Here is a 20,903-nt window from a genome sequence, read left to right as displayed (position 1 = left end):
AACTCGGCTATCCTAAGCATGCTCTCAAATAGTATCCACTTCCAGTTGGTGTATCGAAGCGGACAATTGTCGAGGACGCAGCATTGGTAAAATGGGCTCTTTGAGACCTCGGTGCAGAAGCAGCACAAGCCCTTGCCCCGTTTTCAGGGACTTATCTAAACGGCCCAATGCAAAGTTGAGACCGGCAGGCCGCTGCGGCGAGCAACGTCTCCGACCGAAAGAAATTTCTATGCCATTGATTTTCTCCTCTTGACCTCAACCATTGTTGAGGTCGTAGCAAAGGGGCTGTCAACACGTTGGAGATAAAGATGGCCGCACCGGGTAGCGACAATAGCGCCGGCAGTTTTGTTCCATGGCGAGAGTTCCTGACGAGCGCTTATGTGCCGTCTCTTGCACTGGTTTGCCTCGCCGTTTGGCTGCACGCCGCTGACGGGCTCATCGTGGCAACCATGCTCCCCTCGATTGTCTCCGACGTTGGCGGGGCTGCGTTGGTCGGATGGTCTGTGTCGCTTTATGAGATCACCTCTGTTGTGGCCGGAGCAGCCAGTGCGCTCTTAACGATGCGACATGGGCTGCGGCGTCCGATGAGCCTTGCGGCAGCCTTGTTTGGGATTGGATGCCTGCTCAGTGCTGTAAGCCCTTCGATGGCCCTGATTCTTGCCGGACGTGCTATGCAGGGGTTGGGCGGCGGCGGGCTTGTCGCCATGGCCTTCGTGGCAGTGGGTTCGATTTTCCCAACACGATACACGGCACGCGCAATAGCTATGGTTTCAACTTTCTGGGGTCTATCCGCGTTTCTTGGCCCGTTGATCGGAGGCTTCTTTGTCGAATATGCGACATGGCGCTGGGGGTTCGGTTTCTTCGCGCTTCAGGCTTTCGGATTGTCCGTCTGGATTGGCCTGCGACCGGATCAGGCGGCATCTAAAAAGACGGAGCCCGGCAAGTTTCCCCTAAGGCGACTGGCGTTACTGTGTCTGGCGGTCCTGTTGGTGTCATCGGGCGGGGTTGAGGTCAAGCCAATACAAACTTCGCTTCTGGTAGCGATGGGTCTGTCGTGTCTGGTGATTTTCCTTCGCCTTGATGGCCGCGCCGGGACAGACAGGTTGTTGCCGAACCACCCGTTCGGCCTGGGCACGACGACGGGAGCCGCGCTTCTGATGATATTGTCACTATCCATCGCTACCGTCGCCCTGACCGCCTTCGGCCCGCTTCTGGTGATCGCCATTCATGGCGTATCCGCCTTGACCGCGGGCTATATCATTGCCTGCTCTTCCATCGGTTGGTCGATTGCGGCGGTGCTTGTGAGTGGCTCACCGGAGCGATTTGATCGTCTGATGATCGCTGCCGGGATCACCCTGGTGGTATTGAGCATTGCAGGCTTTCTTTACGCTGTTCCCAACGGGCCTGTCTGGCTGATCGCGGCATTCGCTGCGATGGATGGAGCCGGGTTTGGCGTGGCCTGGACCTTCATTCTTCGCCGCACCACATCACTTGCCGAACCGGGTGAAGTGCAACGAATCTCAGGTGCGATGCCCACAGTCCAGAGATTGGGATACGCGTTGGGAGCCGCCTACATTGGGATTGTTGCAAATGCCTCAGGTTTCGTTTCCATGAGCACGTCAGAGGCAGCATCAGATGTTGCCAGATGCGTATTTCTTACCTGCTTGCCGTTTGGGCTTTTGGCACTCATGGCGATGTTCACTCTGGTGCGGAAACAACCTGCTTCGCAGGAGGTGTCTGCGTAGACGTCTTTCTAAAAGCGGCATTCCGTCAACGGGCGTTTTTGATGCGCATCTCGCTCGTTGGTCAAAGGATTCACGCAGCGCTTTGAATGATGAAACGGGATTTCCTTGCCGTGAAACACCACTAAACGCACTTGGACACGTTGGGAAAAGCGCTTCGATGAATTCAAAATACTATGGTAAACATCCGGGAGCAGAGGAGATCTACATGCTGACTGAAACGAGATTCACCAAACTCCTCGGCATCAAATACCCGATCGTTCAGGCTCCTATGATCCTTCAAAAGCCACTAGTGCCTCTAGCGGCAGCCGTAAGCAATGCCGGTGGGCTGGGCTCACTTGGTTGCGCAGAGATGCCGATCAGCGAACTGGAACAAAGAATCTCTGAAACGAAGGAGGCGACGGACAAACCGTTCAACCTCAATTTCTTTTTGCATGAGGCACCGACCTTTGATCCTGAACTAGACAAACAAGCGCGTTCGCTCGTTTTGCCGTTTTACCAGCGGCTTGGCTTGGAAGTGCCTGCAGATAACTCAGCAACAGAAGCAGAAACCTTTGATACGGACAAGCTTGCTCTCCTCGTTTCAGAAGCACCTGCCATGGTTAGCTTCCACTTCGGCTGCCCGCCTACCTCGGTGGTCGATGCCTTGAAGGGCGCGGGTGTGGTGGTGGCAGCTACCGCCACGATGGTGAGCGAAGCAGTCGCATTGGAAAATGCCGGGATTGATGTTGTTGTTGCTCAAGGATGGGAGGCCGGAGGTCATAGAGGTTCCTTCGAGACCAATTTCGAAGACGTTGGAGTTGGCACCCTCGCACTTGTTCCGCAGATCTGTGACGTGGTTGATTGTTTGGTTGTTGCCGCCGGAGGGATCGGTGACGGGCGCGGGATCGCGGCCTGTCGAATATTGGGCGCCGATGCAGCGTGGATGGGAACCGCATTTCTAACTTGCACAGAAGCACCTATCACAAAAGTACATCGAGAAGCGTTATTGTCTGCCAAGGATGTGGACACTCACGTGTCTCGCGCCTTTTCCGGACGCCCCTGTCGAGCTCGAAAAACGACGTATTCAATCGAAATGGCAAAAGGGCGACCAATGCTCCCCGCGTTTCCACTGATGTACAACTACAGCGGCCCAATCAAGAAACATGGCATCGCCCATGACGATCTGGACAACCAGTTTTTGCTGTACGGACAAGCCGCTTCCTTGAACAGAGAAATGAAAGCAGCGCAATTGATGGAGAAACTTGTCCAAGAAATGAAAAGCGCTGCGCAAACCAACTGAATCGATGGGCTAGGATTTGGGCCCTTTCCGGACCTTATTCGACCAACACTAGTTTTGAATTTGGCCCACACGCGATCTTAGCCATTGAGAACGTAGGGACGCAGTCTTTACGCTGGCGCTATAGCATTCCGCACTTTTACTTGACATAATCAAGCAACTCCATATTACTTGAATTTGTCAAGTAAGTGAGATTGCATTATGGATCACATCTCGACAATTCGCGCCTTCAATCGGTTCTACACACAGAGGATGGGTTTGTTCTCCCCCGACTACGGCGGTAGTGGAATGAACCTCACAGAACTGCGGGTTTTCTATGAGATCGGAGTGCAAAATGGCTCAACTGCCCGGTTGATCGCCAATGCCCTGGACCTCGACGAAGGCTATGTCAGTCGTATCCTGAAGAACTTTGAGCGATCCGGATGGATTCTAAGAAAACCTTCTGAACATGATGCACGGCAAAAGGAACTTGATCTTACTGAATCTGGGCACCAGAAGTTTAGCGAGCTTGTCGACCGGATGGCGCTTGAGGTCCACAAGCGATTGGATGGGGCTAATGCGGGGCGCGTCGCCCGCGCTTTGGAGCGGGCGATGAGATCATTTGACCTGCCGGGCCCGGTCGAATTTCGCGAATTGACCCCAGGCGACGCCGGATGGGTCGTCAATCGGCACGCCGAGACCTATTACACGGACTATAAATTTGATTATCGCATGGAAATGCTCGTCATGCAGATCCTGGCGGCGTTTTTACCGGTCCAAGGCATTGATGGAAACCGGGCCTTTATTGCTCATTGCGGCGAAATGCGGCTGGGATCAATTTTTTGCATGAATACAGAAGAGCCCGGCGTCGCGAAACTGCGATTATTCTTTCTGGAACCCGAGGCCCGCGGAATGGGCTTGGGCAAGCGTTTAATGACGATCTGTCTGAATCACGCGCGTGCATCAGGGTTCAAACGCATGACGTTAATGACCCACGAGACACAGGTAGTCGCACGCGCGCTCTACGCTCGTGTCGGATTCACTTTGACAGAGCGTATTTCCGGGTATCACTTTGGCAGTGAGAGTGTGCAAGAAACCTGGGACCTAACACTTTGATCTCACAACTGGGCTTACGCTAAGTGCGGCCGCTCATAGACAACGAGACATTCGCCGCACGGCGTCGTATGAGCAAAATGGGCTCACTGCAGACCTCGGTGCAGAAGCAGCACAAGTCCCTGCCCCGTTCTACACAACCTATCCAACGGTCCATAGCGGACATTTACCATACTGAAAGTGCCGCGTCGCAGCGTTATCAAAACGGGCCTCGGTTGGCTGCAGAGAACGTACTGGGATACGTTCCGTATACCTCAATTCCTGACTGTTCAGACGCGAGTTATTCACGTCTTTCAGACCACCCCCTTCTGAATGAAGTTGGCGCTTCGCCGTAGCGTTTCTTGAATCGTACCGTAAGTTGTGTAGCGCTGCTAAATCCTGTGGCTGCCGCGATTTCCGCAACCGCCATCTCGGTTTCGCTGAGCAATGCGTAAGCCCTCGAAACGCGCAGTTCGATATAAAACTGTACAGGCGAAGTTTCGACATACTTTTGAAATAGACGCTCCAACTGGCGACGAGATATCTGCACGGCTTCTGCTATTTCAGAGATATCTAACGGCTCTTCCAGGTTTTCTTGCATGATCTGCATGGCGTTGATCAGGTACTGGTTGCGACTGCCCAAAGCCACCGAAAAGGCTGATTTCTGTAGCGTTTTACTATTGTTGGACCGAAAGTGGATGCACATGTCCGAAACTATGACCGCCAGGTCATTTCCGAAATCGGACTCGATCATATCCAACATCATGTCGGTTGCGGCATTTCCGCCGCCACATGTCATAAGCTCATTGTCGATCTCATACAGGTTTGGCGATGGCCCCAAGTCATCAAAATGTTCGATGAACGCAGGGTGGTTTTCCCAATGCAATGTGAATCTTTTACCTGACAGAACTCCGGCCTTGGCAAGGGCGAAAGCTCCCGTGCAAATACCACCCAGATTACATCCAAAGGTTCTTTGGCGGCTGATCCACGACAGGACTTTGGGGTTAGTACTTTCCGCCGGTTCAATACCCGAGCAAACAAACAGCCGCGACGATCGCGGTAGGTTGTGCAACGCAAAATCCGGCGTAATTTCAATCCCATTCGAACAGGAAACCGGGTTTCCATCTTCGGTGATCAGAAACCATTTATACAGTTCTTTGTTTGAAACCTGATTTGCGATCCTCAGAGGTTCCACTGCGGCACTAAAGGCCAGCATCGTCAGCTTAGGCAGTAGCAGGAAATAGATTTCCTTGGCCGATCCATCGTAGTCTATGCGATAGCTGGCCGCGCCCTTTGGGACAAAGTTTCTCGGGTCCATATGCTCTCCTCCCAGTATCGATCAAGGCGGATGAAGGGCACCAACACCTCATTTGGTGTTGGTGCAGAACGATCAGGTACTCATCTGCGCAACAGGTTCACCACTTTCCTCCCAGGAGCGGATTTCTTCTTCGCTTGCTTTAGGCGAAAAGAGCCCTGTCATGGCATAGAAGATACCGATGACCGGTGACAACCAGCAAGCGAATGCAAGCGGAATATACAGCAGGTTTTCGAAGTTGCCGTCTGCGATACCCAAGCCAAGCGCCGTGATGACAAACGCGCCACCCGCGTTCCACGGGATCAGAGGGGACACCAGAGTTCCGCCTTCCTCGACCGCCCGGGATAGGTTCAGTGGGGAATAGCCCATCGCGCGATAGACCGGTGCATACATCCGCCCTGGCAGTGCAATTGACAGATAGGGGTCACCTGCAACGGTGTTGGTCGCGACAGAGGTCAGGATGGCTGAGGTTTGAATTCCGGCAAACGTTTTCACCTTCGAGATGACAACTTTGATGATGGCCTGAAGGCAGCCTACGCGTTCAAGCGCTCCGCCAAACCCCAAAGCCAGCAGCACCAGTGAAATCGTCCACATCATCGACTGAATACCTCCGCGGTTCAGCAGGGGATCGATCTCCGGAACCCCAGTATCGATCGAATAGCCGCTGTTGGCGAAGGTGAACGTCTCATGCAGTCCAGCCCCCTGACAGAAGATAGCCATGATGCCGCCCGCAACGGCGCCTGCAAACAGTGACGGGATCGGAGGTTGTTTCATGACCGCCAGCACGACGACCAGAACGGCCGGAAACAGCATGATCGGCGAAATCCAGAAAGCGTCGTCCAGCGCGGTGGTGATCGCGTGAATACGGTCAAACGATACCTGGGACGTGTCGATCAGAGTGAAGCCGACGACAAAGTAAATTACCAGTGCAATCAGCATGGAAGGAACAGTGGTTGGAAGCATATTCCGAATGTGATCGAACAGATTAGTCCCCGTCACGGCAGGTGCCAGGTTTGTCGTATCCGATAAAGGCGAGATCTTATCTCCAAAGAATGCACCAGAGACTACCGCCCCCGCTGTCCAATACATTGGAATGCCGAACCCGGCTCCAATCCCCATCAGCGCTAATCCGACTGTGCCTGTCGTTCCCCACGAGGTGCCCAAAGAAACGGAAACAATGGAGCAAAGGACCATTCCTGCAGCGAGGAAAAGCTCGGGCGACAAAATCCTGAGACCATAGTAGATCAGCGTCGGGACGGTGCCGCTTGCGATCCACACACCAATGATCATTCCCACTGTGATCAGAATCGAAACTGAAGGCAGTGAGATATTGATAACGTGGAACACGCCCTCTTCGATGCTGGGCCATTTGTGACCCAGCATGAGGCCAACGATGCCGGTGATTGCGATCCCGAACGCCAGTGGGATGTGTGGAGTAAAGTCACCGAAATAGAAAAGTTGCAACCCAAGCACAAACAGGGTCAGCACTATTGGCACGAGTGCCAGCACCAAACCGGGCTGCCGTATGTTGTCTTCATTCCCAAACATATGGGTCTCCTCCTTTGGAATGGTCCAGAACCGTGATGATCTGCGGAAGAAACCAAGTTTGGCGGTGTGAGACTGTCGGTCAGAGCGCACATCTTGTTAGAATTTGCGACATTGGGGCGTCGGATTTCGGCGTCTTCGAATGAATTGAAAGCCAACCAATGCGATCACGCCAAACAATTTTCCTGCGTTTAGGCCATCTCACCTCCTTTATTGGAGAACCTTAAAAATTTTGCTCGAATTGGAGTAGTTTTGTTGGTCGCGGCCCATAAGCGACATTCGCCACTCAATGTCGATGCTGCGGTCGCAGCCCGCTTTGCTGCCATTCGCTGCAGACGCGAAATCCGATGGTCGTCGAACAAGCAATTTGCGGATATATGTGAGCGGCTCAGGCCAAGTGTCGAAAGCGGCAACGCCTTTGAAAGCGCCAACATGTCCGATGTAAAAACCGACGTTGAAGTAACCTCAATCACTTAAGGTTTTCTGAGATCGCCAGTCCTTCTTTTCAGACCCAGTGAATTCCAGTTCACGTCAGGATGTTGCGTGTTTGCTTGTCGTGCCGGGTCGGCAAGACAACAGGATCAGGACCAGAAAAGACAGGTTCAGTACGACGTTGAAGGGCGCCCCTACCAGAATGGAGCCTGAGCTGTCAGCGCAAAACCAGGACCATGCCGTAATCTGAGCGGTCTTGGTTACGGCAGCCGCCGATACTGGAGCAACATATGTTCCCAGTGCCCACTGCATTCCCCCCAAGCCAACCGTCAGGCCACCGGTGATCACCAGCAGTAAAGGCGACGGAACCATCAGCTCCGCGGGAACATCGTGAATTGGCCAATACGCGATTTGCAGAAAGATATGCGCAACGGGATGAAGAAACTGAAACGCGGCCAGCGCAAAAAGCGCCCCGGTTGCAACAAGAATACCGCCTGAAATTCGCATTGCTGACTGTTGTTGAGTCATGACCTTCTCCTTTCGATATGTGCTCTTCATGCGGCTAACGGCGGACGCAAATCAATTACCTCAGTGGTAAGTGATTTCCGTTCGGACCCTTGTTAAAATCAGGTCATGACACCCTATCCCGGCATGCTGAAAGAGTGGCGAAAACGACGCAGGATGAGCCAGCTGGACCTTGCAGTCGAAGCCGAGGTCAGCGCGCGCCATATCTCCTTTCTTGAAACCGGGCGGTCCCGGCCCAGCCTGGACATGATCCTTCATCTGTCCGAGGTCATGAACCTTCCGGTCGAAACCCGAAATCAGATGATGCGCTCCGAAGGGTTCGCGCCGCGTTTTGCAGCAACGCCGATTGATGACGCGGCGATGTCGCCCATACGGGATGCGGTCGAATGGACACTTCGGCAGCATGCCCCTTACCCAGGAATGGTACTGGACCGGCTCTGGAATGTTGTGATGCTCAACAGCGGCGCCAAAAGGCTGTTCAAGTCACTGGGGATCGGCGAGGGGCAAAGCCTGCTGGATCTGCTGACCAGCCCGCTGATGCCTGAGCTTGTCGAAAACTGGCCCGAGGTCGCGCATCACACGATGTTGCGGCTGCGCTCAGAAAGCGCCAATGCAGGCGGCATACCGGAGTTGGACGCTGCGGCGCGCGCGTTGTCGCGACAGGGGCACGTCCGCAGTGACGCGGTGATCGGACCGACAATTTCTACGATCTACCGCTTTGGGGGTCAGCGGCTTTCCATGTTTGGAACGATTGCGCAATTCAGCACTGTCACGGACGTCACGCTGGACGATTTGAAGATTGAGCTGTTTTTTCCGGCCGACGATCAAAGCGCCAAATTTCTGTGTGACCTTGCCCACGTGGCTGCCAATTAGACGATGGTCTGGCTAGAGCCCACCACGTCCCGGTGAACCCCGCTCATTGCTGACCTTGGCAGGGTTCGCCAAACAGCTGCAATAACTGGAGGTGAGTTCAAAGTGGTTCCGTTACGCAGTAGAAGATATTTAACTTGACCAACGATGTCGCCCATCTGATCTGGGTAGGTATAGACCTTTGAGCTGTTCACAATCTATGCCTCCGTGTTGGAGTACGAAACTGACACCAATGGGGCCGCTGCAATTCGCTGACCAGACGGTGAAATATGCTTACTTCAGGTGTACGTCAGAATAGGTATCGAATTCCGGTGTTTTCAGGCAAGTTATAGTTCGAATTCGAGGCGTGGCAGATATCTTCCAGGTATCGAACCTGATGGCACATTTCCCGCTTCGAGACAGCCCATTGCTTTGTAGAACGGAACAGCGTCGGGATCAGCTTTAACAACCAAACGCATAGCTTGCCGAAGAGGTGTCCAACTTGTGTTTTGGCGGTCCGAAGCGAAACCGCCTGTTTATCACCGCCTCAACCAGCGTTTACGCGGTTCTCCTGCCGACGACCGGAGCACCGATTTTCAAGAGACCAATGCGTTCACGCTAACGGCGCGTGCAGACCAAGCGCTTCGGTTACTACGGGCGACGATGTTAAACATGCGGGCGAGTGTCCGGGATGCAGAAGCGTTGCTCGGGGATCACAGACACTGGCACCAATTCGACAAGCAAACCAGGCGCAACAAGACCGGACACCTGGATCAGGACGCTGGCCGGCGCGCAATGTGGTGCGAACTTCTCGGTTCGGACAGCCTGAATGACAGGTAGATCGGCCGGGTTCACAAAATAAATCGTCAAAGAAACGATATCTTCAAGTTGCCCGCCCGCTTCTTCGAGGATCCTTTCGACACCCTCAAAACAGGTACGAATTTGCACCTCGCAATCGTCTTCTCCAACTATGGTGCCTTTGTTGTTCCAAGCAACCTGCCCGGTCATATGGAGCACCCTGCCTTCAGGTTCGACGACGCCGTGATTGAAGGCTCGACCATTCTGTGGCCAGCAACCATCGGGGTTGAAGCGTTGTGTCATCCAGATGATTCCTTCCAAAAATTCACTTGAGAATTGTCCTTCGTGCGCGCGCAAAAACTTCTGTGTGAGCTAAATAGTTCTGACGGCGTCAATTTTATGGGCCGCTGCGTTTTCACGTTTTCTTCAATAGTTCCGGCTCCATTACTGTGTAGCTTAGCGCCCATTTTATCTTTGCGTCGTTCTGCGACAGCAGACGCTTGCCTTCCGTGAAGTCGGAAATATTCGCGTTGCGAATTTTTAGAGGCACGACGCCATCGACCCCATAAAGCCAGTGTAGTTTTTGGCGTCCTAGCGAGATACGTCACGCGTATCGCTGTTGCCCTTTTTGTCGCACTGCGCCGGGCTTAAAATGCTTCTGCATCCGCGCCACCTGGATGATCACGTCGCCCGGCGCCTTCACTTTGATCCTCTCAACAACTTCGTAGCCGTTAGCGCCATATAACAACTCACCGACTGGGGTGGCGATCAATTCCAAGCGAGATATCCCTGCTAAGCGGGCGGAGGTCTCGCAGAAAGACAGAACGCTCTGGCCCAGTCCCCGCCGCGAATAAGCCGGGTCCGTGTACATCGCCCGAATTCGTGCCGTCCCGGTCTCTTTACTCTGCGCTGGCCGAGATTGAGCGTTGGGGTCGTGGATCAGAGGAGTCCTGCCGCTCCATCCGCCCGAGGCGCGGAGCACCCCGTCGACTTCGAGAACATAGTAAGTACCATCCTCTATCAGCCATGGATCGAGCGGGGTGAAGGTCAATGTTACCTCCCGTTGCTCGGCCGATAGGAATGGGTTGAGCAAATCGCGCGTAGCGCGACGTGCCAAACACTCTATCGCCGCAAGGTCGGCTCCGGTCGCCGGTCTGATGCAGACTGACGCCGGAGCCTGGGGCGTGCTGCGGTTACCAGATCCGAATGGTTTCAAAACCTGACTCCGAGAATGTGACCTCTCGATAAGTTCCGTTCGCATCGCCTCCGATCGTGAATTCAACTGCACTTGCGCCGACATAATCGATCTCGCCACCCTGCGCGAGAATGTGCATGCCTCTCTCAATCTCACCTGGGCCGATCTTGATACCCGGCGTGTTCGCAACACGAAGCATAGCTTCTGATACAGCGTTGCTGTCAGTTGTTCCGGCCGCTTGCATCGCCAAGGTCAGAACCGCCGCAGCGTCATAAGCCTCGGCGCGAAACGGTGCCCGGCTGGTGATATCGTGCGCCTGCAACATGCGCTCAAATCTATCGATGCTTTCATTGTCGCCACCTGGCAAGGTCCCGATCGATCCAACCAACGCTGCGCCAAATTCCTCAATCAAGGAGTCCGAAACCATGCCGTCAGGCAGCACAAACCGATCAAATGCACCTGTATCAAGAGATGCCTTAATGATGGCGCGTCCGCCCTGGTCGGCATATCCAGCGACCAGCAGGATATCGGCACCACTGGCTGCGAGGGTGGCAACTTCAGCCGCGTAGTCCGCTTTGCCATCCACATGAGCAGCTGCCACAAGAACCTCACCACCAAGTTCTTCGAAAGCGGCGGCAAAGGTAGAGGAGAACCCGACGCCGTAGTCGTTGGAAGTATAGGTCACTGCAATCCGCCGAATGCCCTTTTCGATCAGCAATTTGGCAATAACCTCACCCTGCCGTGCGTCAGATGGTGCGGTTCGGAAAAAGAGCCCGTTGTCTTTTACTTCGGTCAATCCGGGTGATGTGGCAGTGGGCGATATCGATAAAACGTTGTGGGGAAGTGCGACATTCGCCAGAACGGCCGCGGCTGCACCGGAACAGCCAGCCCCGATTATCGCGGCGACATTGTCGGCCGTCACCAACCGTTCCGCTGCCGCAACCGCTAAGGACGTATCCACGCAGGTGCTGTCGGCCCGGACGGGGACGATGTCGCGGCCACCTAGAAAGACGTCAGAGTCCGCAGCCTCGCGCAAAGCCAGTTCTGCGGAATCGGCGATAGCAGGCGTCATCGACTCAATCGGCCCGGTAAAGCCAAAGAGAACACCGATATGTACCGGATTTTCTTGGTCTGCGGATGCAACCGAGGCGCTTGCGCATATTGCAGTGGTCAAGAGTAAGTTTTTGGTCATTGAATCCTCGCTTGGGTCGTACGAGAGGAGGCGCGAAGGCCAAAGGAACGCTCTACTCGATGCTGAGCAATCGGAATATTGCCAGTTAATTGGGAGCCGATCGGCTACGGTTCCAAACTAGTCGGAGCAACCATGTGATGCTTGTAGACGATCTGCAGAATTCCGGGAGAAATCGGGGATTTTTGACCAATCAAATAGGCTGATGATTTCCTATCTCGCATCACACACAGACAGAACGGGCAACCATTTGACGCTTCCGCCGCTGCCTGACAGAATCCCGTCAGATCGGCAGAGCAAAAAACTGGGCGACCCCGAGAAAGCGAAACGTGCTCAGACGGAGCGGACCATGATTTATGGGTTTGGCGACTTCGAACTCGACACAGATGCATTTGAACTTCGCAAAAACGGAGACAAGGTTGCGGTAGAACCCCAGGTCTTTGCCGTCATTCAGTTTCTGATCAAAAACAGAGATCGAATGGTTTCGAAATCAGAAATAATGGATGCCATCTGGAATGGGCGGATCGTTTCTGAGGCTGCAATCAGCAGTCGCATTCGCTCCGCGAGGAAAGCGCTGGGAGATACCGGCAAGACGCGGCAAATGATACAGACGATCCACGGCAGAGGTTTTCGGTTCATCGCCCCAGTGACTGAAGCGGTTTCCTCAGCTGCAATTCACTCACAACAAGCCAAACCGACTGCGCATTCCTTGGCATTGCCTGAAAGAAAGGGTCGGCCAGCAATCGCAGTGCTGCCTTTTGAGAATTTTGGCTCCGACCGCGAAGACGATTATTTTGCTGCCGGATTAACAGAGGAGATCATAGCGAACCTCTCTCGGTTCCGCGACCTCTTTGTATTTTCGCGCTCGACCACAGCTGCACTCTCGCGCGAGCAGGCAACCATCAGCGACGTCAGGCAAACGCTTGAAGCAGATTTTGTAATAGAGGGAAGCGTACGAAAGTCAGATACGAAGGTTCGCATTACTTTTCAGCTTATTGACACAGAGACAGACGGGCACATTCTTGTCGAAAAGTATGATCGTGCATGCACGCTCGAGAACATCTTCGATATCCAGGAAAAGATCGCTTTGCTTATCGCGGCTCGAGTCGCAAATCGGCGCGACTTACTGGACGACGCGGCCACACATTCTGGTCGCCATAGCCGACCAGCAACCTGGCAGACGTATCGATCAATCGCCCAGTACTACGAATATGCCAGAATTCGAGATCCCCGGATGCATGCTGCGGTGCAGGACGAATTGCGCAATGTACTTTCAAAGGATCCAACTTCTTCGGATGCTTGTGCAGCCCTTGCCGTCGTGCTGCTCGACGAATACCGATTTCCAGTTAGGGCAAATGACAGTAGCTCCATTTTGGGTGAGGCCTTTAGATACGCCCGACACTCTGTATCGCTCGATCCGGACAATGCATTTGCCCATCAGGCAATCGCGATGGTTCAGTTCTATCGCGGCGAATTCGAGAACTTCCAAAACGCGGTGGAGAAGTCGATTGCTCTCAACCCCGGCAAGTCGGATGCGCTAGCCGAGTTCGGATATTGCTTCTACATGGCTGGCGACATTGATCGCGCGCTTCACTTTCTTGACCGGTCTTCCGAGCTCAACCCACTGGAGGATCGCATCCCTCGCCTTTTCCGCGCTGCATGCTATTTCATGCAGGACAGATATGAGGATGCGATGGTTGAAATCAGCAGGTCGCCGATGGCAGGCGCATACTGGTATCACGCGTACGCGCTCGCCATTTCGCATGCTGCCGGTAACCTCGAAAAAGCAAAGAAAGAAGCCGCAATAATGCAAAAGAACTTCCCAAAGTTCATGACGGAACGGTTGGCAATAAATGCAGCCTTGTGTGTCTCGCGCGATATCGACGAGAAATTCGCGCGAATCTGGCAGCTTTATCTTTGTTGAAAGTAATCAGCTTTCGGTTGAGGTCGCATGCTTCCGGCCCAGAACTGCCGTTGAATCAAGGGTACCGTCGCTGCGGTGCGGCCCATCAGAGGAGATATCCGCTGCAGTAGCGAAGCTTGGCGGCTGCCGAATGCAAACACAATGCAACAATGGATGAGTTCGCCGCGGTTACCAAACCGGCCTTGCGCTGCGAACCCGCCACTCACTTTGAGATATCGAATGGCGGGTACCGGCTTTTGTTCATGATCAGGAATGGACCTCACCCGTGTTGCGAGGTGTCCCACCAATGTGGCTGCATGAACTGCGGGATCGCCGCGGTCTTGCCGCTCAGTTTCTCTACTGACCCATTTGTCAACTCAAGCGCCATCCACGCCTCTGGTGCTGTCATCAGGTTCGGGTATGGCGTCTTCTTGTCCGTCGGTACAAATCCGTACCGAGGATAAAATGTCGGGACGCCCAGCACGAACACCGCATCCGTGCCAATGGAACTGAGATGCTCAATGCTCGCCTCCATGATCTCATTCCCAACCCCGAGGCCCTGATATGCTGGCAGCACTCCGCAAGGTGCCAGCAGGTAACATTTCGCATCTGAATGGTCTACGAAGTTAAACGGAGTGAAAAGCACATTGCCTACGATCTTCCCGTCGCGTTTGGCGCTGATAGATATCGTGTCGGGGTGGTCGAGGAAGCCCTTAGCGAGTTGAGCAATATCGTCTCCTTCTTCTGTTCCAAAGGCTATCCGGTGGACGTCTACAATGGCGTCAATTTCTGTGTGGCTCATGGTTCTTTCCTATCTTTGATTCATTTGGGCGCGCACGGATTTGATCCCCAACGAGGAGGCGCGATAGGGGTTGCCGTTTTTTGAACGGATAAAGCGCTTTTTCAGTAAACGTTGGAAAACGCTGAGGGTGCAGTCAGACAGCACAAAGCCGTCACGCGTATAACAAGTGACGTCATGGACTTTTCCGTTTTCTAAGCGCTCGAAGTGGATCGACCCGCCGAGGGCGAGTTCGTGCAAAACACGTTGCTCGTGCTTTGAGATATTCATTGGGATGTCTCGATTTTACGAAAGCACAACAAACAGCACACTCAGCATCGCGCGTGAGTATGCCGATCAATGTTGATGTTCCTGAATTTGGGTCGCCAGGAACGGGCGTTAGGCCCGGGTCTCTTTCATAAAATCTCCGTTGAGTGAGGCGCACCGCCTCATACGTATGGCGCACATAGGCCTTCAAGCGAGACGGGTCAATATCTCTTAAGTTCCGAGCGCCTTATTTGAGCAGTCGTGCGCACCGCCTCCCGCGCGCGCCAGCACCCAATCGACGCCTCGCAAAAAGTCGTCGATTGTTAATGGGTTGTCTTCGCCGCTTGACGCGGAGAGTACGAATCCATGCGTGTAGTCAATGAGAAGATGCAAAAGCACATCATTCTTGTCACCACCATCTAGCTCCTTCGTACAGGCCCGCAGCCTATCAGTGATTTCCAAGAGGTCTTTGCTGATGAGGGTGACATCTTCCAGAACTGCGCGCAGTAAGTTGGCATTCGGCAAGGCCCGAAAATAGTAGGCACTTAGTATGCTACGCGCATTTGCGCTTGCTCCTTCTTCAACGGTGCCCTGAAGCGTGTTCGCAAAGGCCAGTTCAATTAGGTCAGCCATCAGCTTTCGCTTGCTGCCAGAATGGTAAGTTACCGCCATCGGCGTGACCTTTAGCTTATCCGCCAGTACCCGAAACGAAAGCGCACCGGTTCCCTGCTTTTGAACAATGGGCAGGGCAGTCTGCAGGATAAGCTGTTTCGACAGACGTTCTTTTGATTTTTTAGGCCGTCCGACGGCCAGTGTATTGGTCATGCATTTTGCACCTTGTAGACCAGATCGACCATACCTGATGGAAAGGGTGTGGCGGAGATAAGTTCAAGATCAACATCGCCGTCCGTTTCACCGAAAATGCGAATGCCATCTCCCAGTAGAATAGGAACCAACGTAATCTTCATGTCATGTACAAATCCGGCCTGAAGGAACGACCGTATGATTGCGCCGCCATCGACATACACGCGTTCATAGCCGCGCTTGCGAAAGATCTCCCATAGCTCTTCTGGACTTGCAGTCGAGAATTCTACTTTGTCATGCAAATGTTCAGGTACGTCCTGTTTCGTCATGGAGCGGCTGAGTACCACGACGGGTTTCTCATATGGCCATTCACCAAATCCCAGGACAGTTCGTAACGATCCGGTTCCCATAACAAGAGTATCCACGCTGTCCATAAATTCGAGGAACCCGTGGTCTTCATTGTCAGCGGGCTGCTTGTTCAACCAATCGAGCGAATGGTCTTGTCTGGCGACGAAACCGTCGAGGCTCATGGCCATCATGATGTGTCCGCTAGGCATGGCGTCCTCCGATTAGCAATAATTATATAATGTATAATTATTTAGAACGAAGCTTGCGGATTGATCACTTCAGATGCGACACTTTTGCGAAGAAAGTAGACACTTTCCCACCCAACTACCCTGTTGAGACGCGCTTGGAGTCAGTCTTGGGAGCGGTGCAGCATTGGGCTGTTGCGGTCCTTTTAAGGAGGACAGTCGGCCCAAAGCCGACCTTGAACATGGGGAGACGATGCTGCAGCCGCAGCCCGCATTACCGCTGTTCGCTGCGACGCAAAATCCGGATCAACTCGAACAAACGCATCGAGGATGCAGCGGACACTATATTTCCAGTGCCCGGTTTAAGTATTCAAACCTTTGTCGCCCATTTTGACACGACGGCCCGGCCAACGACATTCGTCCAGCAACAAACGGCGGTCGAGAAAGGCTAAGCCTTTGATTTTGAAACATTCAATTTTTCATTAACGCACAGGTCTTGCCATTTACGACTCAAATGTTTTCCTCTCAGCTATCGATCCCGCTGCTACAGTCCTATTCTGACTGAAAGTGAAATAGGCTGGATCCTAGCGACTTGCAGCAAGGATTGCTAAGCAGTCAATTTTGTAGAACCGGAAAAACATGGCGCTTGAAGAACCTTTCACAGACCTCAAAATAAGAACTCAGCGGACTGGCTTTTACAAAGGATATAGCCTGCCGATTGCTCTAGTCAGCAAACTCTCGGTTTCTCTGCTTGTTCTCTGGGCGCTGGTTTGGCCACTATCAGCGAACCATACACTGCGATCTTGGAAGTCAGGAATGCTGTCCGAGTTCAATACCTTCTACAACCTTTCCGTTGGATTATTTGTACTCTTCCTCTTTCTTGTCGCGCTCATACCATCAACTGGCCGAATAAGGTTGGGCTTAGAAGATGAGAAACCGGAATTTTCGAACTTCTCATGGTTTTCGATGATGTTTGGGGCGGGTCTGGGCGTGGGCCTAATGGTCTATGCAACCGCTGAACCACTTGGCCTTTGGGAAACCAATCCATTGACTATTTCCGGGGAAATCACACCCAAAAGCGAGGAAGCAATTCAAGGAGCCTACCGCTATACATTTTTGCACACCGGATTTCACGCCTGGGCAATATATGTCGTCACCGGCCTTAGCCTTGCCTATTACGCGTTTACAAGAGGCATGCCGCTAACAATCCGCACCGCACTGACCCCATTGCTCGGAGAATACTCAAACGGTGTTGCAGGGCATGTGATCGATGTGCTCGGCGTCGTTGCGACAATACTCGGCGTGGCGGTAACGATCGGATATGGCGTTTCTCAATTAGTGGACGGTGCGTTTCTAATTACTGGTGCGAATTGGCTTGTGGAGAAAGACGTAACCAAAATGGTTCCGTCGACCGCCGGCCTAATTACGGCGTTGATCGTTGTTATGATTATGTCGACACTCTCAGCCGTCTCTGGCGTGGGGCGTGGTGTCAAGTACTTGTCAAACATTAATCTTCTCTTTTCAATGGTATTGCTGGCGGTATTCATTGTTTATGGCTCATTCGCATTTGCGACGACGACCTATGCTACAGCGCTGGTTGACTATATCAAAAACTTTGTCCCTCTGAGTTTCCAGGCTTTTCGACCGATTTCCGAAGTCGAGTTTGCCTCCGTATTGCCAGCAGAGGCGGCCCCCTTCGTCGGAGAGCTCTTCACAGGTGCAACTGATCCTTGGGGAACAAAAGCAACCTTTCTTGAAGGTTTGACCAACGATACTGCCGGCCTTCCCGATGTAACCAAGACTGCAGCTTATGACGCGGGCACACGAGGCAGGTTGTTCGGATGGCAGGCCGGGTGGACTACATTCTACTGGGCATGGTGGATCGCGTTTTCACCCTTTGTCGGCCTATTTCTGGCGCGTATCTCCAGAGGGCGAACCGTTCGCGAGTTTATTCTTGGAGCGGTCATTGCCCCGTCCCTCGTTTGTTTCGCCTGGATGGCCATTCTGGGTGGGGCCGCCATTGATTTAGAACTGAATGGAGATGCCAATGGATCGATCCTTGCCGCATCAACAACGGCAACACTGTTCGTCACCTTGGGGGAAATGATATCGGGTGACTTGCTCACGGTAGTGAGCGTCATGTGTGTTCTGTTAACTATGACATTCCTTGTTACATCCGCCGACTCTGGCATCCTTGTGATGAACACGATCATGTCCGGTGGGTCTGAAGACACAGGCTTGCTTCATCGAATCATCTGGGGCGTTCTTCTGACCCTTGTCATTGGAACTTTGCTTATCGCGGGCGGCGGCGGGTTAGAGGCTTTGACCAATTCCATGATAATCGGCGCGCTGCCGTTCAGTGTCGTCTTGCTGCTCATGTGCATCTCTCTGGCCAAAGCAATGATAAACGACCTGCGCCGATTGAACCACGAGGCGCGAACGGGTTCGTGATTAACCGTAGTCCGCTCCCAATGTTTTCAGTCGCGGTCACATGCGAAACGACTGTGTCACAAAGTGCTTCGGAAACATTGACTGCAATACATACAGACAGATCTTCAAAGCCTCCTCGGGTTTGAAGATTTCTGAGTGCAAATGGTAGTCGGTCCAGAGTCCTTCCAGCAAAGCAATCAAAGCGTCTGTTGCAAGTTTGGCGTCGATGTCTTCGTACTCACCTTCACTCTCAATTTGCTTCAACAGGTCTTGGATCACCGCTCGGAAACCTTTGTCTCGCGAGTCGATGAAAGGAAAAATGTGTGGATTCGAGAGCGCTTCGGCCCGAAACGAAAACCAGATCGCAACGTCCCGCGCATTAAGGACCAACGGGTCGAAATCAGCCTTTATGATAGAGATCAGCTTGTCCGCAGGGCCAAGCTCGGGATTATCTGCGATTGCCTTCCATTGCCTTGCGTAGCGCGCTGATAGCTCCTCTGCCACGGCGAGCAGCAGCTTCTCCTTTGAGCCAAAGTGCAGGTTCACCATTCCCCGTGACAATCCTGACAGTTCCTGAATTCTTGCCGAGGTCGTCCCGCGAATTCCGTACTTATGGATGGCGTCTGCTGCCGCCTGGATCAGCTGCTTTCGGTTCTGCAGCTTACTCAGATCTCGTGCATTGGTTGGGATATCAGTCTCGGCAGAAATGTCTTTTTCCTTTGTTGAAGAACGCGCCTGTTACTTCTCGCATCTAGGGGAGCAGAAGTTCAAGGATTGACATTGAATGAATGTATGTTCATTTTGTGATAAGTGTTTCACACAGGTTCCAAATGACACTCTTGAACTCAGATTTTCAGTCTGTACGTGACTGGGACAACAAACACTTCCTGCACCCGTGGGAGGGGATGTCGTACCTAGGCCAAAATGAACGAACCTTTGCCGAAAGCGGTCTTGGTATCCACGTCGTAACAGAGGACGGAAAGCGCCTGATAGACGGGCCTGCCGGGATGTGGTGCGTTCAACTGGGCTATGGAAACACCGAGATCGCCGATGCGATGGCCCAGCAGGCGAAAGAGATGGCGTATTTTTCGCCGTTCAACAACGCCAATTCCGCACCGGCCCGACTGGCACATGAGATTGCCAAGAGAACGCCGGGCGACCTCAACCACGTGTTCTTCACAACTGGTGGGTCGACGGCGGTGGACAGCGCACTTCGCTTCGTCCAATTCCGAAATAACCTGTTGGGTAAACCTGAAAAGAAGATCGTGATCTCACGGCAGAAGGCCTATCACGGATCGACTTACCTAGCGGCCTCGGTTTCCGGAAAAGAGCGCGACAAAGGTTGGTTGGACCAAGCCTCCCACTTGACGCGTTTCTTGCCGAATGTGAACCCGTATACGCGTCGCCCCGATCAGACGATTGATGACTTTTTGGACGAAAAAATTGCAGATCTGGAGAACACGATCCTGCAGACCGGGGCAGACAAGGCCGCCGCTTTCATCGCTGAACCGATCCTGTGCTCTGGTGGCGTCATTGTGCCTCCGCAGGGGTATCATCAGCGCTGCCTGGAAATCTGCCGGAAATACGATGTCCTGTATATTTCAGACGAGGTCGTAACCGGATTTGGGCGGCTTGGACATTGGTTTGCTTCGGAAGACGTCTTTGGAATTCAACCTGATATCATCACCTGCGCCAAAGGCATGACGTCAGGGTATGTACCCATGGGGGCCTGTATTATCTCTGACCGGCTGATTGCAGATGTGAGCGGAGACAACGGGCAAGATGCCACCTTTTCAAATGGTTTCACGTATTCGGGCCACCCAGTGAGCGCGGCGGCAGGTTTGAAAACCATTGAAATTATGGAGCGTGACGGCGTTCTGGAACATGTCCGCGCGATCACGCCCTTGTTCGAAGAGCGTCTTCAGGCTCTGGCCGACTTGCCGCTGGTCGGCGATGCCCGCGGTATGGGACTGGTTGGTTGCGTTGAGTGCGTTGCGGACGCCGAGGCTAACAATCCATTGGATCTTGATAAGTCCGTTGGTGCGATGATTGATCAATATTGCCAGGAAAACGGCCTGATCTTGCGGCCCATCATCAACATGTGTGTGTTCTCCCCTCCGCTGATCATCACGGAGGGCGAGTTGAACGAGATGTTTGACATCCTTGAAAAAGGAATCCGGCTAACAACCGAAGACCTGTCGCGCCAAGGCGTATTCAAAACTTAGGCACAACCGCGCCCGCCCTACGC

At 53.2% G+C, this 20,903-nt stretch carries 18 protein-coding genes; 7 read left to right on the top strand and 11 right to left on the bottom strand.

Annotated features, from left to right (window positions below; translation table 11 throughout):
• The first annotated feature begins 308 nt into the window (after positions 1–308).
• The 3 genes from ACR0LF_RS06780 to ACR0LF_RS06770 all read left to right on the top strand — a co-directional run bounded on the left by ACR0LF_RS06780 (position 309) and on the right by ACR0LF_RS06770 (position 4,116).
• Positions 309–1,745 carry an MFS transporter gene (locus tag ACR0LF_RS06780; RefSeq protein ID WP_480583868.1) on the top strand — a complete coding sequence of 479 codons (1,437 nt, stop codon included), beginning with the start codon at positions 309–311 and terminating at the stop codon, positions 1,743–1,745.
• Positions 1,746–1,827: 82 nt separating this feature from the next.
• Positions 1,828–3,024 carry an NAD(P)H-dependent flavin oxidoreductase gene (locus tag ACR0LF_RS06775; RefSeq protein WP_480627662.1) on the top strand — a complete coding sequence of 399 codons (1,197 nt, stop codon included), beginning with the start codon at positions 1,828–1,830 and terminating at the stop codon, positions 3,022–3,024.
• A gap of 255 nt (positions 3,025–3,279) precedes the next feature.
• Positions 3,280–4,116 carry a GNAT family N-acetyltransferase gene (locus ACR0LF_RS06770; protein WP_480627661.1) on the top strand — a complete coding sequence of 279 codons (837 nt, stop codon included), beginning with the start codon at positions 3,280–3,282 and terminating at the stop codon, positions 4,114–4,116.
• A 277-nt stretch (positions 4,117–4,393) separates the two neighbouring features.
• Here the strand turns inward: ACR0LF_RS06770 and ACR0LF_RS06765 are convergent, their stop codons facing one another.
• The 3 genes from ACR0LF_RS06765 to ACR0LF_RS06755 all read right to left on the bottom strand — a co-directional run bounded on the left by ACR0LF_RS06765 (position 4,394) and on the right by ACR0LF_RS06755 (position 7,912).
• Positions 4,394–5,410, bottom strand: a complete 1,017-nt coding sequence (locus tag ACR0LF_RS06765) for a GlxA family transcriptional regulator (RefSeq protein WP_480583860.1) — start codon at positions 5,408–5,410, stop codon at positions 4,394–4,396.
• A gap of 72 nt (positions 5,411–5,482) precedes the next feature.
• Entirely contained in the window at positions 5,483–6,955 is a 1,473-nt protein-coding gene (gene nhaC, locus ACR0LF_RS06760; protein WP_480583858.1) for a Na+/H+ antiporter NhaC, read from the bottom strand.
• Between the two features lie 528 nt (positions 6,956–7,483).
• Positions 7,484–7,912 (bottom strand): hypothetical protein, encoded by a 429-nt coding sequence (locus ACR0LF_RS06755; protein ID WP_480584063.1) that lies wholly within the window; start codon positions 7,910–7,912, stop codon positions 7,484–7,486.
• A gap of 105 nt (positions 7,913–8,017) precedes the next feature.
• Here ACR0LF_RS06755 and ACR0LF_RS06750 point away from each other — a divergent pair, with 105 nt between their 5' ends.
• Positions 8,018–8,782, top strand: a complete 765-nt coding sequence (locus tag ACR0LF_RS06750; RefSeq protein ID WP_480584066.1) for an MmyB family transcriptional regulator — start codon at positions 8,018–8,020, stop codon at positions 8,780–8,782.
• A 642-nt stretch (positions 8,783–9,424) separates the two neighbouring features.
• On the opposite strand, the gene ACR0LF_RS06745 is transcribed toward ACR0LF_RS06750, so the two are convergent.
• The 3 genes from ACR0LF_RS06745 to ACR0LF_RS06735 form a co-directional block, all read right to left on the bottom strand.
• Entirely contained in the window at positions 9,425–9,859 is a 435-nt protein-coding gene (locus ACR0LF_RS06745) for a RidA family protein (protein WP_480580380.1), read from the bottom strand.
• A 301-nt stretch (positions 9,860–10,160) separates the two neighbouring features.
• Positions 10,161–10,607 carry a GNAT family N-acetyltransferase gene (locus ACR0LF_RS06740; RefSeq protein ID WP_480580383.1) on the bottom strand — a complete coding sequence of 149 codons (447 nt, stop codon included), beginning with the start codon at positions 10,605–10,607 and terminating at the stop codon, positions 10,161–10,163.
• A 142-nt stretch (positions 10,608–10,749) separates the two neighbouring features.
• The gene (locus ACR0LF_RS06735) at positions 10,750–11,943 is read right to left on the bottom strand and encodes an ABC transporter substrate-binding protein (protein ID WP_480580386.1); all 1,194 of its coding nucleotides are present in this window, start codon (positions 11,941–11,943) and stop codon (positions 10,750–10,752) included.
• A 202-nt stretch (positions 11,944–12,145) separates the two neighbouring features.
• On the opposite strand from ACR0LF_RS06735, the gene ACR0LF_RS06730 reads away from it, so the two are divergent.
• Positions 12,146–13,864 carry a winged helix-turn-helix domain-containing tetratricopeptide repeat protein gene (locus tag ACR0LF_RS06730; RefSeq protein WP_480580389.1) on the top strand — a complete coding sequence of 573 codons (1,719 nt, stop codon included), beginning with the start codon at positions 12,146–12,148 and terminating at the stop codon, positions 13,862–13,864.
• Between the two features lie 259 nt (positions 13,865–14,123).
• Here the strand turns inward: ACR0LF_RS06730 and ACR0LF_RS06725 are convergent, their stop codons facing one another.
• The 4 genes from ACR0LF_RS06725 to ACR0LF_RS06710 all read right to left on the bottom strand — a co-directional run bounded on the left by ACR0LF_RS06725 (position 14,124) and on the right by ACR0LF_RS06710 (position 16,249).
• Positions 14,124–14,645: a GNAT family N-acetyltransferase gene (locus tag ACR0LF_RS06725; RefSeq protein ID WP_480580392.1), complete on the bottom strand. Its 522-nt coding sequence runs from the start codon at positions 14,643–14,645 to the stop codon at positions 14,124–14,126.
• Between the two features lie 9 nt (positions 14,646–14,654).
• Positions 14,655–14,912 (bottom strand): YjhX family toxin, encoded by a 258-nt coding sequence (locus ACR0LF_RS06720; RefSeq protein WP_480580395.1) that lies wholly within the window; start codon positions 14,910–14,912, stop codon positions 14,655–14,657.
• A 207-nt stretch (positions 14,913–15,119) separates the two neighbouring features.
• Positions 15,120–15,713 carry a TetR/AcrR family transcriptional regulator gene (locus ACR0LF_RS06715; RefSeq protein WP_480580398.1) on the bottom strand — a complete coding sequence of 198 codons (594 nt, stop codon included), beginning with the start codon at positions 15,711–15,713 and terminating at the stop codon, positions 15,120–15,122.
• The gene (locus ACR0LF_RS06710; RefSeq protein ID WP_480580401.1) at positions 15,710–16,249 is read right to left on the bottom strand and encodes a dihydrofolate reductase family protein; all 540 of its coding nucleotides are present in this window, start codon (positions 16,247–16,249) and stop codon (positions 15,710–15,712) included. The genes ACR0LF_RS06715 and ACR0LF_RS06710 overlap by 4 nt, the downstream gene beginning before the upstream one ends.
• Positions 16,250–16,864: 615 nt before the next feature.
• Between ACR0LF_RS06710 and ACR0LF_RS06705 the strand changes: the two genes are divergently transcribed.
• Positions 16,865–18,676, top strand: coding sequence for a BCCT family transporter (locus tag ACR0LF_RS06705; protein WP_480580403.1), 1,812 nt, complete (start codon positions 16,865–16,867; stop codon positions 18,674–18,676).
• 36 nt (positions 18,677–18,712) lie between these two features.
• Here the strand turns inward: ACR0LF_RS06705 and ACR0LF_RS06700 are convergent, their stop codons facing one another.
• On the bottom strand, positions 18,713–19,294 hold the full coding sequence (locus tag ACR0LF_RS06700; protein ID WP_480627530.1) for a TetR/AcrR family transcriptional regulator: 582 nt from the start codon (positions 19,292–19,294) through the stop codon (positions 18,713–18,715).
• A gap of 191 nt (positions 19,295–19,485) precedes the next feature.
• On the opposite strand from ACR0LF_RS06700, the gene ACR0LF_RS06695 reads away from it, so the two are divergent.
• Positions 19,486–20,880 (top strand): aminotransferase, encoded by a 1,395-nt coding sequence (locus tag ACR0LF_RS06695; protein ID WP_480580406.1) that lies wholly within the window; start codon positions 19,486–19,488, stop codon positions 20,878–20,880.
• The last annotated feature ends 23 nt before the right edge of the window (positions 20,881–20,903 follow it).

The organism is Ruegeria sp. E8 (assembly GCF_056533985.1).
The sequence above is the reverse complement of the archived record's forward strand: the minus strand, read 5'-3'. Positions and strand labels throughout refer to the sequence as shown.

What these genes read in the sequence shown, in the direction of transcription:
- ACR0LF_RS06730 (WP_480580389.1), top strand. Translation starts at nt 12,146, where the DNA reads ATGATTTCCTATCTCGCATCACACACAGACAGAACGGGCAACCATTTG.
- ACR0LF_RS06755 (WP_480584063.1), bottom strand. Translation starts at nt 7,912, where the DNA reads ATGACTCAACAACAGTCAGCAATGCGAATTTCAGGCGGTATTCTTGTT.
- ACR0LF_RS06745 (WP_480580380.1), bottom strand. Translation starts at nt 9,859, where the DNA reads ATGACACAACGCTTCAACCCCGATGGTTGCTGGCCACAGAATGGTCGA.
- ACR0LF_RS06705 (WP_480580403.1), top strand. Translation starts at nt 16,865, where the DNA reads ATGGCGCTTGAAGAACCTTTCACAGACCTCAAAATAAGAACTCAGCGG.
- ACR0LF_RS06750 (WP_480584066.1), top strand. Translation starts at nt 8,018, where the DNA reads ATGACACCCTATCCCGGCATGCTGAAAGAGTGGCGAAAACGACGCAGG.
- ACR0LF_RS06765 (WP_480583860.1), bottom strand. Translation starts at nt 5,410, where the DNA reads ATGGACCCGAGAAACTTTGTCCCAAAGGGCGCGGCCAGCTATCGCATA.
- ACR0LF_RS06715 (WP_480580398.1), bottom strand. Translation starts at nt 15,713, where the DNA reads ATGACCAATACACTGGCCGTCGGACGGCCTAAAAAATCAAAAGAACGT.
- ACR0LF_RS06695 (WP_480580406.1), top strand. Translation starts at nt 19,486, where the DNA reads ATGACACTCTTGAACTCAGATTTTCAGTCTGTACGTGACTGGGACAAC.
- nhaC (WP_480583858.1), bottom strand. Translation starts at nt 6,955, where the DNA reads ATGTTTGGGAATGAAGACAACATACGGCAGCCCGGTTTGGTGCTGGCA.
- ACR0LF_RS06725 (WP_480580392.1), bottom strand. Translation starts at nt 14,645, where the DNA reads ATGAGCCACACAGAAATTGACGCCATTGTAGACGTCCACCGGATAGCC.
- ACR0LF_RS06710 (WP_480580401.1), bottom strand. Translation starts at nt 16,249, where the DNA reads ATGCCTAGCGGACACATCATGATGGCCATGAGCCTCGACGGTTTCGTC.
- ACR0LF_RS06735 (WP_480580386.1), bottom strand. Translation starts at nt 11,943, where the DNA reads ATGACCAAAAACTTACTCTTGACCACTGCAATATGCGCAAGCGCCTCG.
- ACR0LF_RS06720 (WP_480580395.1), bottom strand. Translation starts at nt 14,912, where the DNA reads ATGAATATCTCAAAGCACGAGCAACGTGTTTTGCACGAACTCGCCCTC.
- ACR0LF_RS06780 (WP_480583868.1), top strand. Translation starts at nt 309, where the DNA reads ATGGCCGCACCGGGTAGCGACAATAGCGCCGGCAGTTTTGTTCCATGG.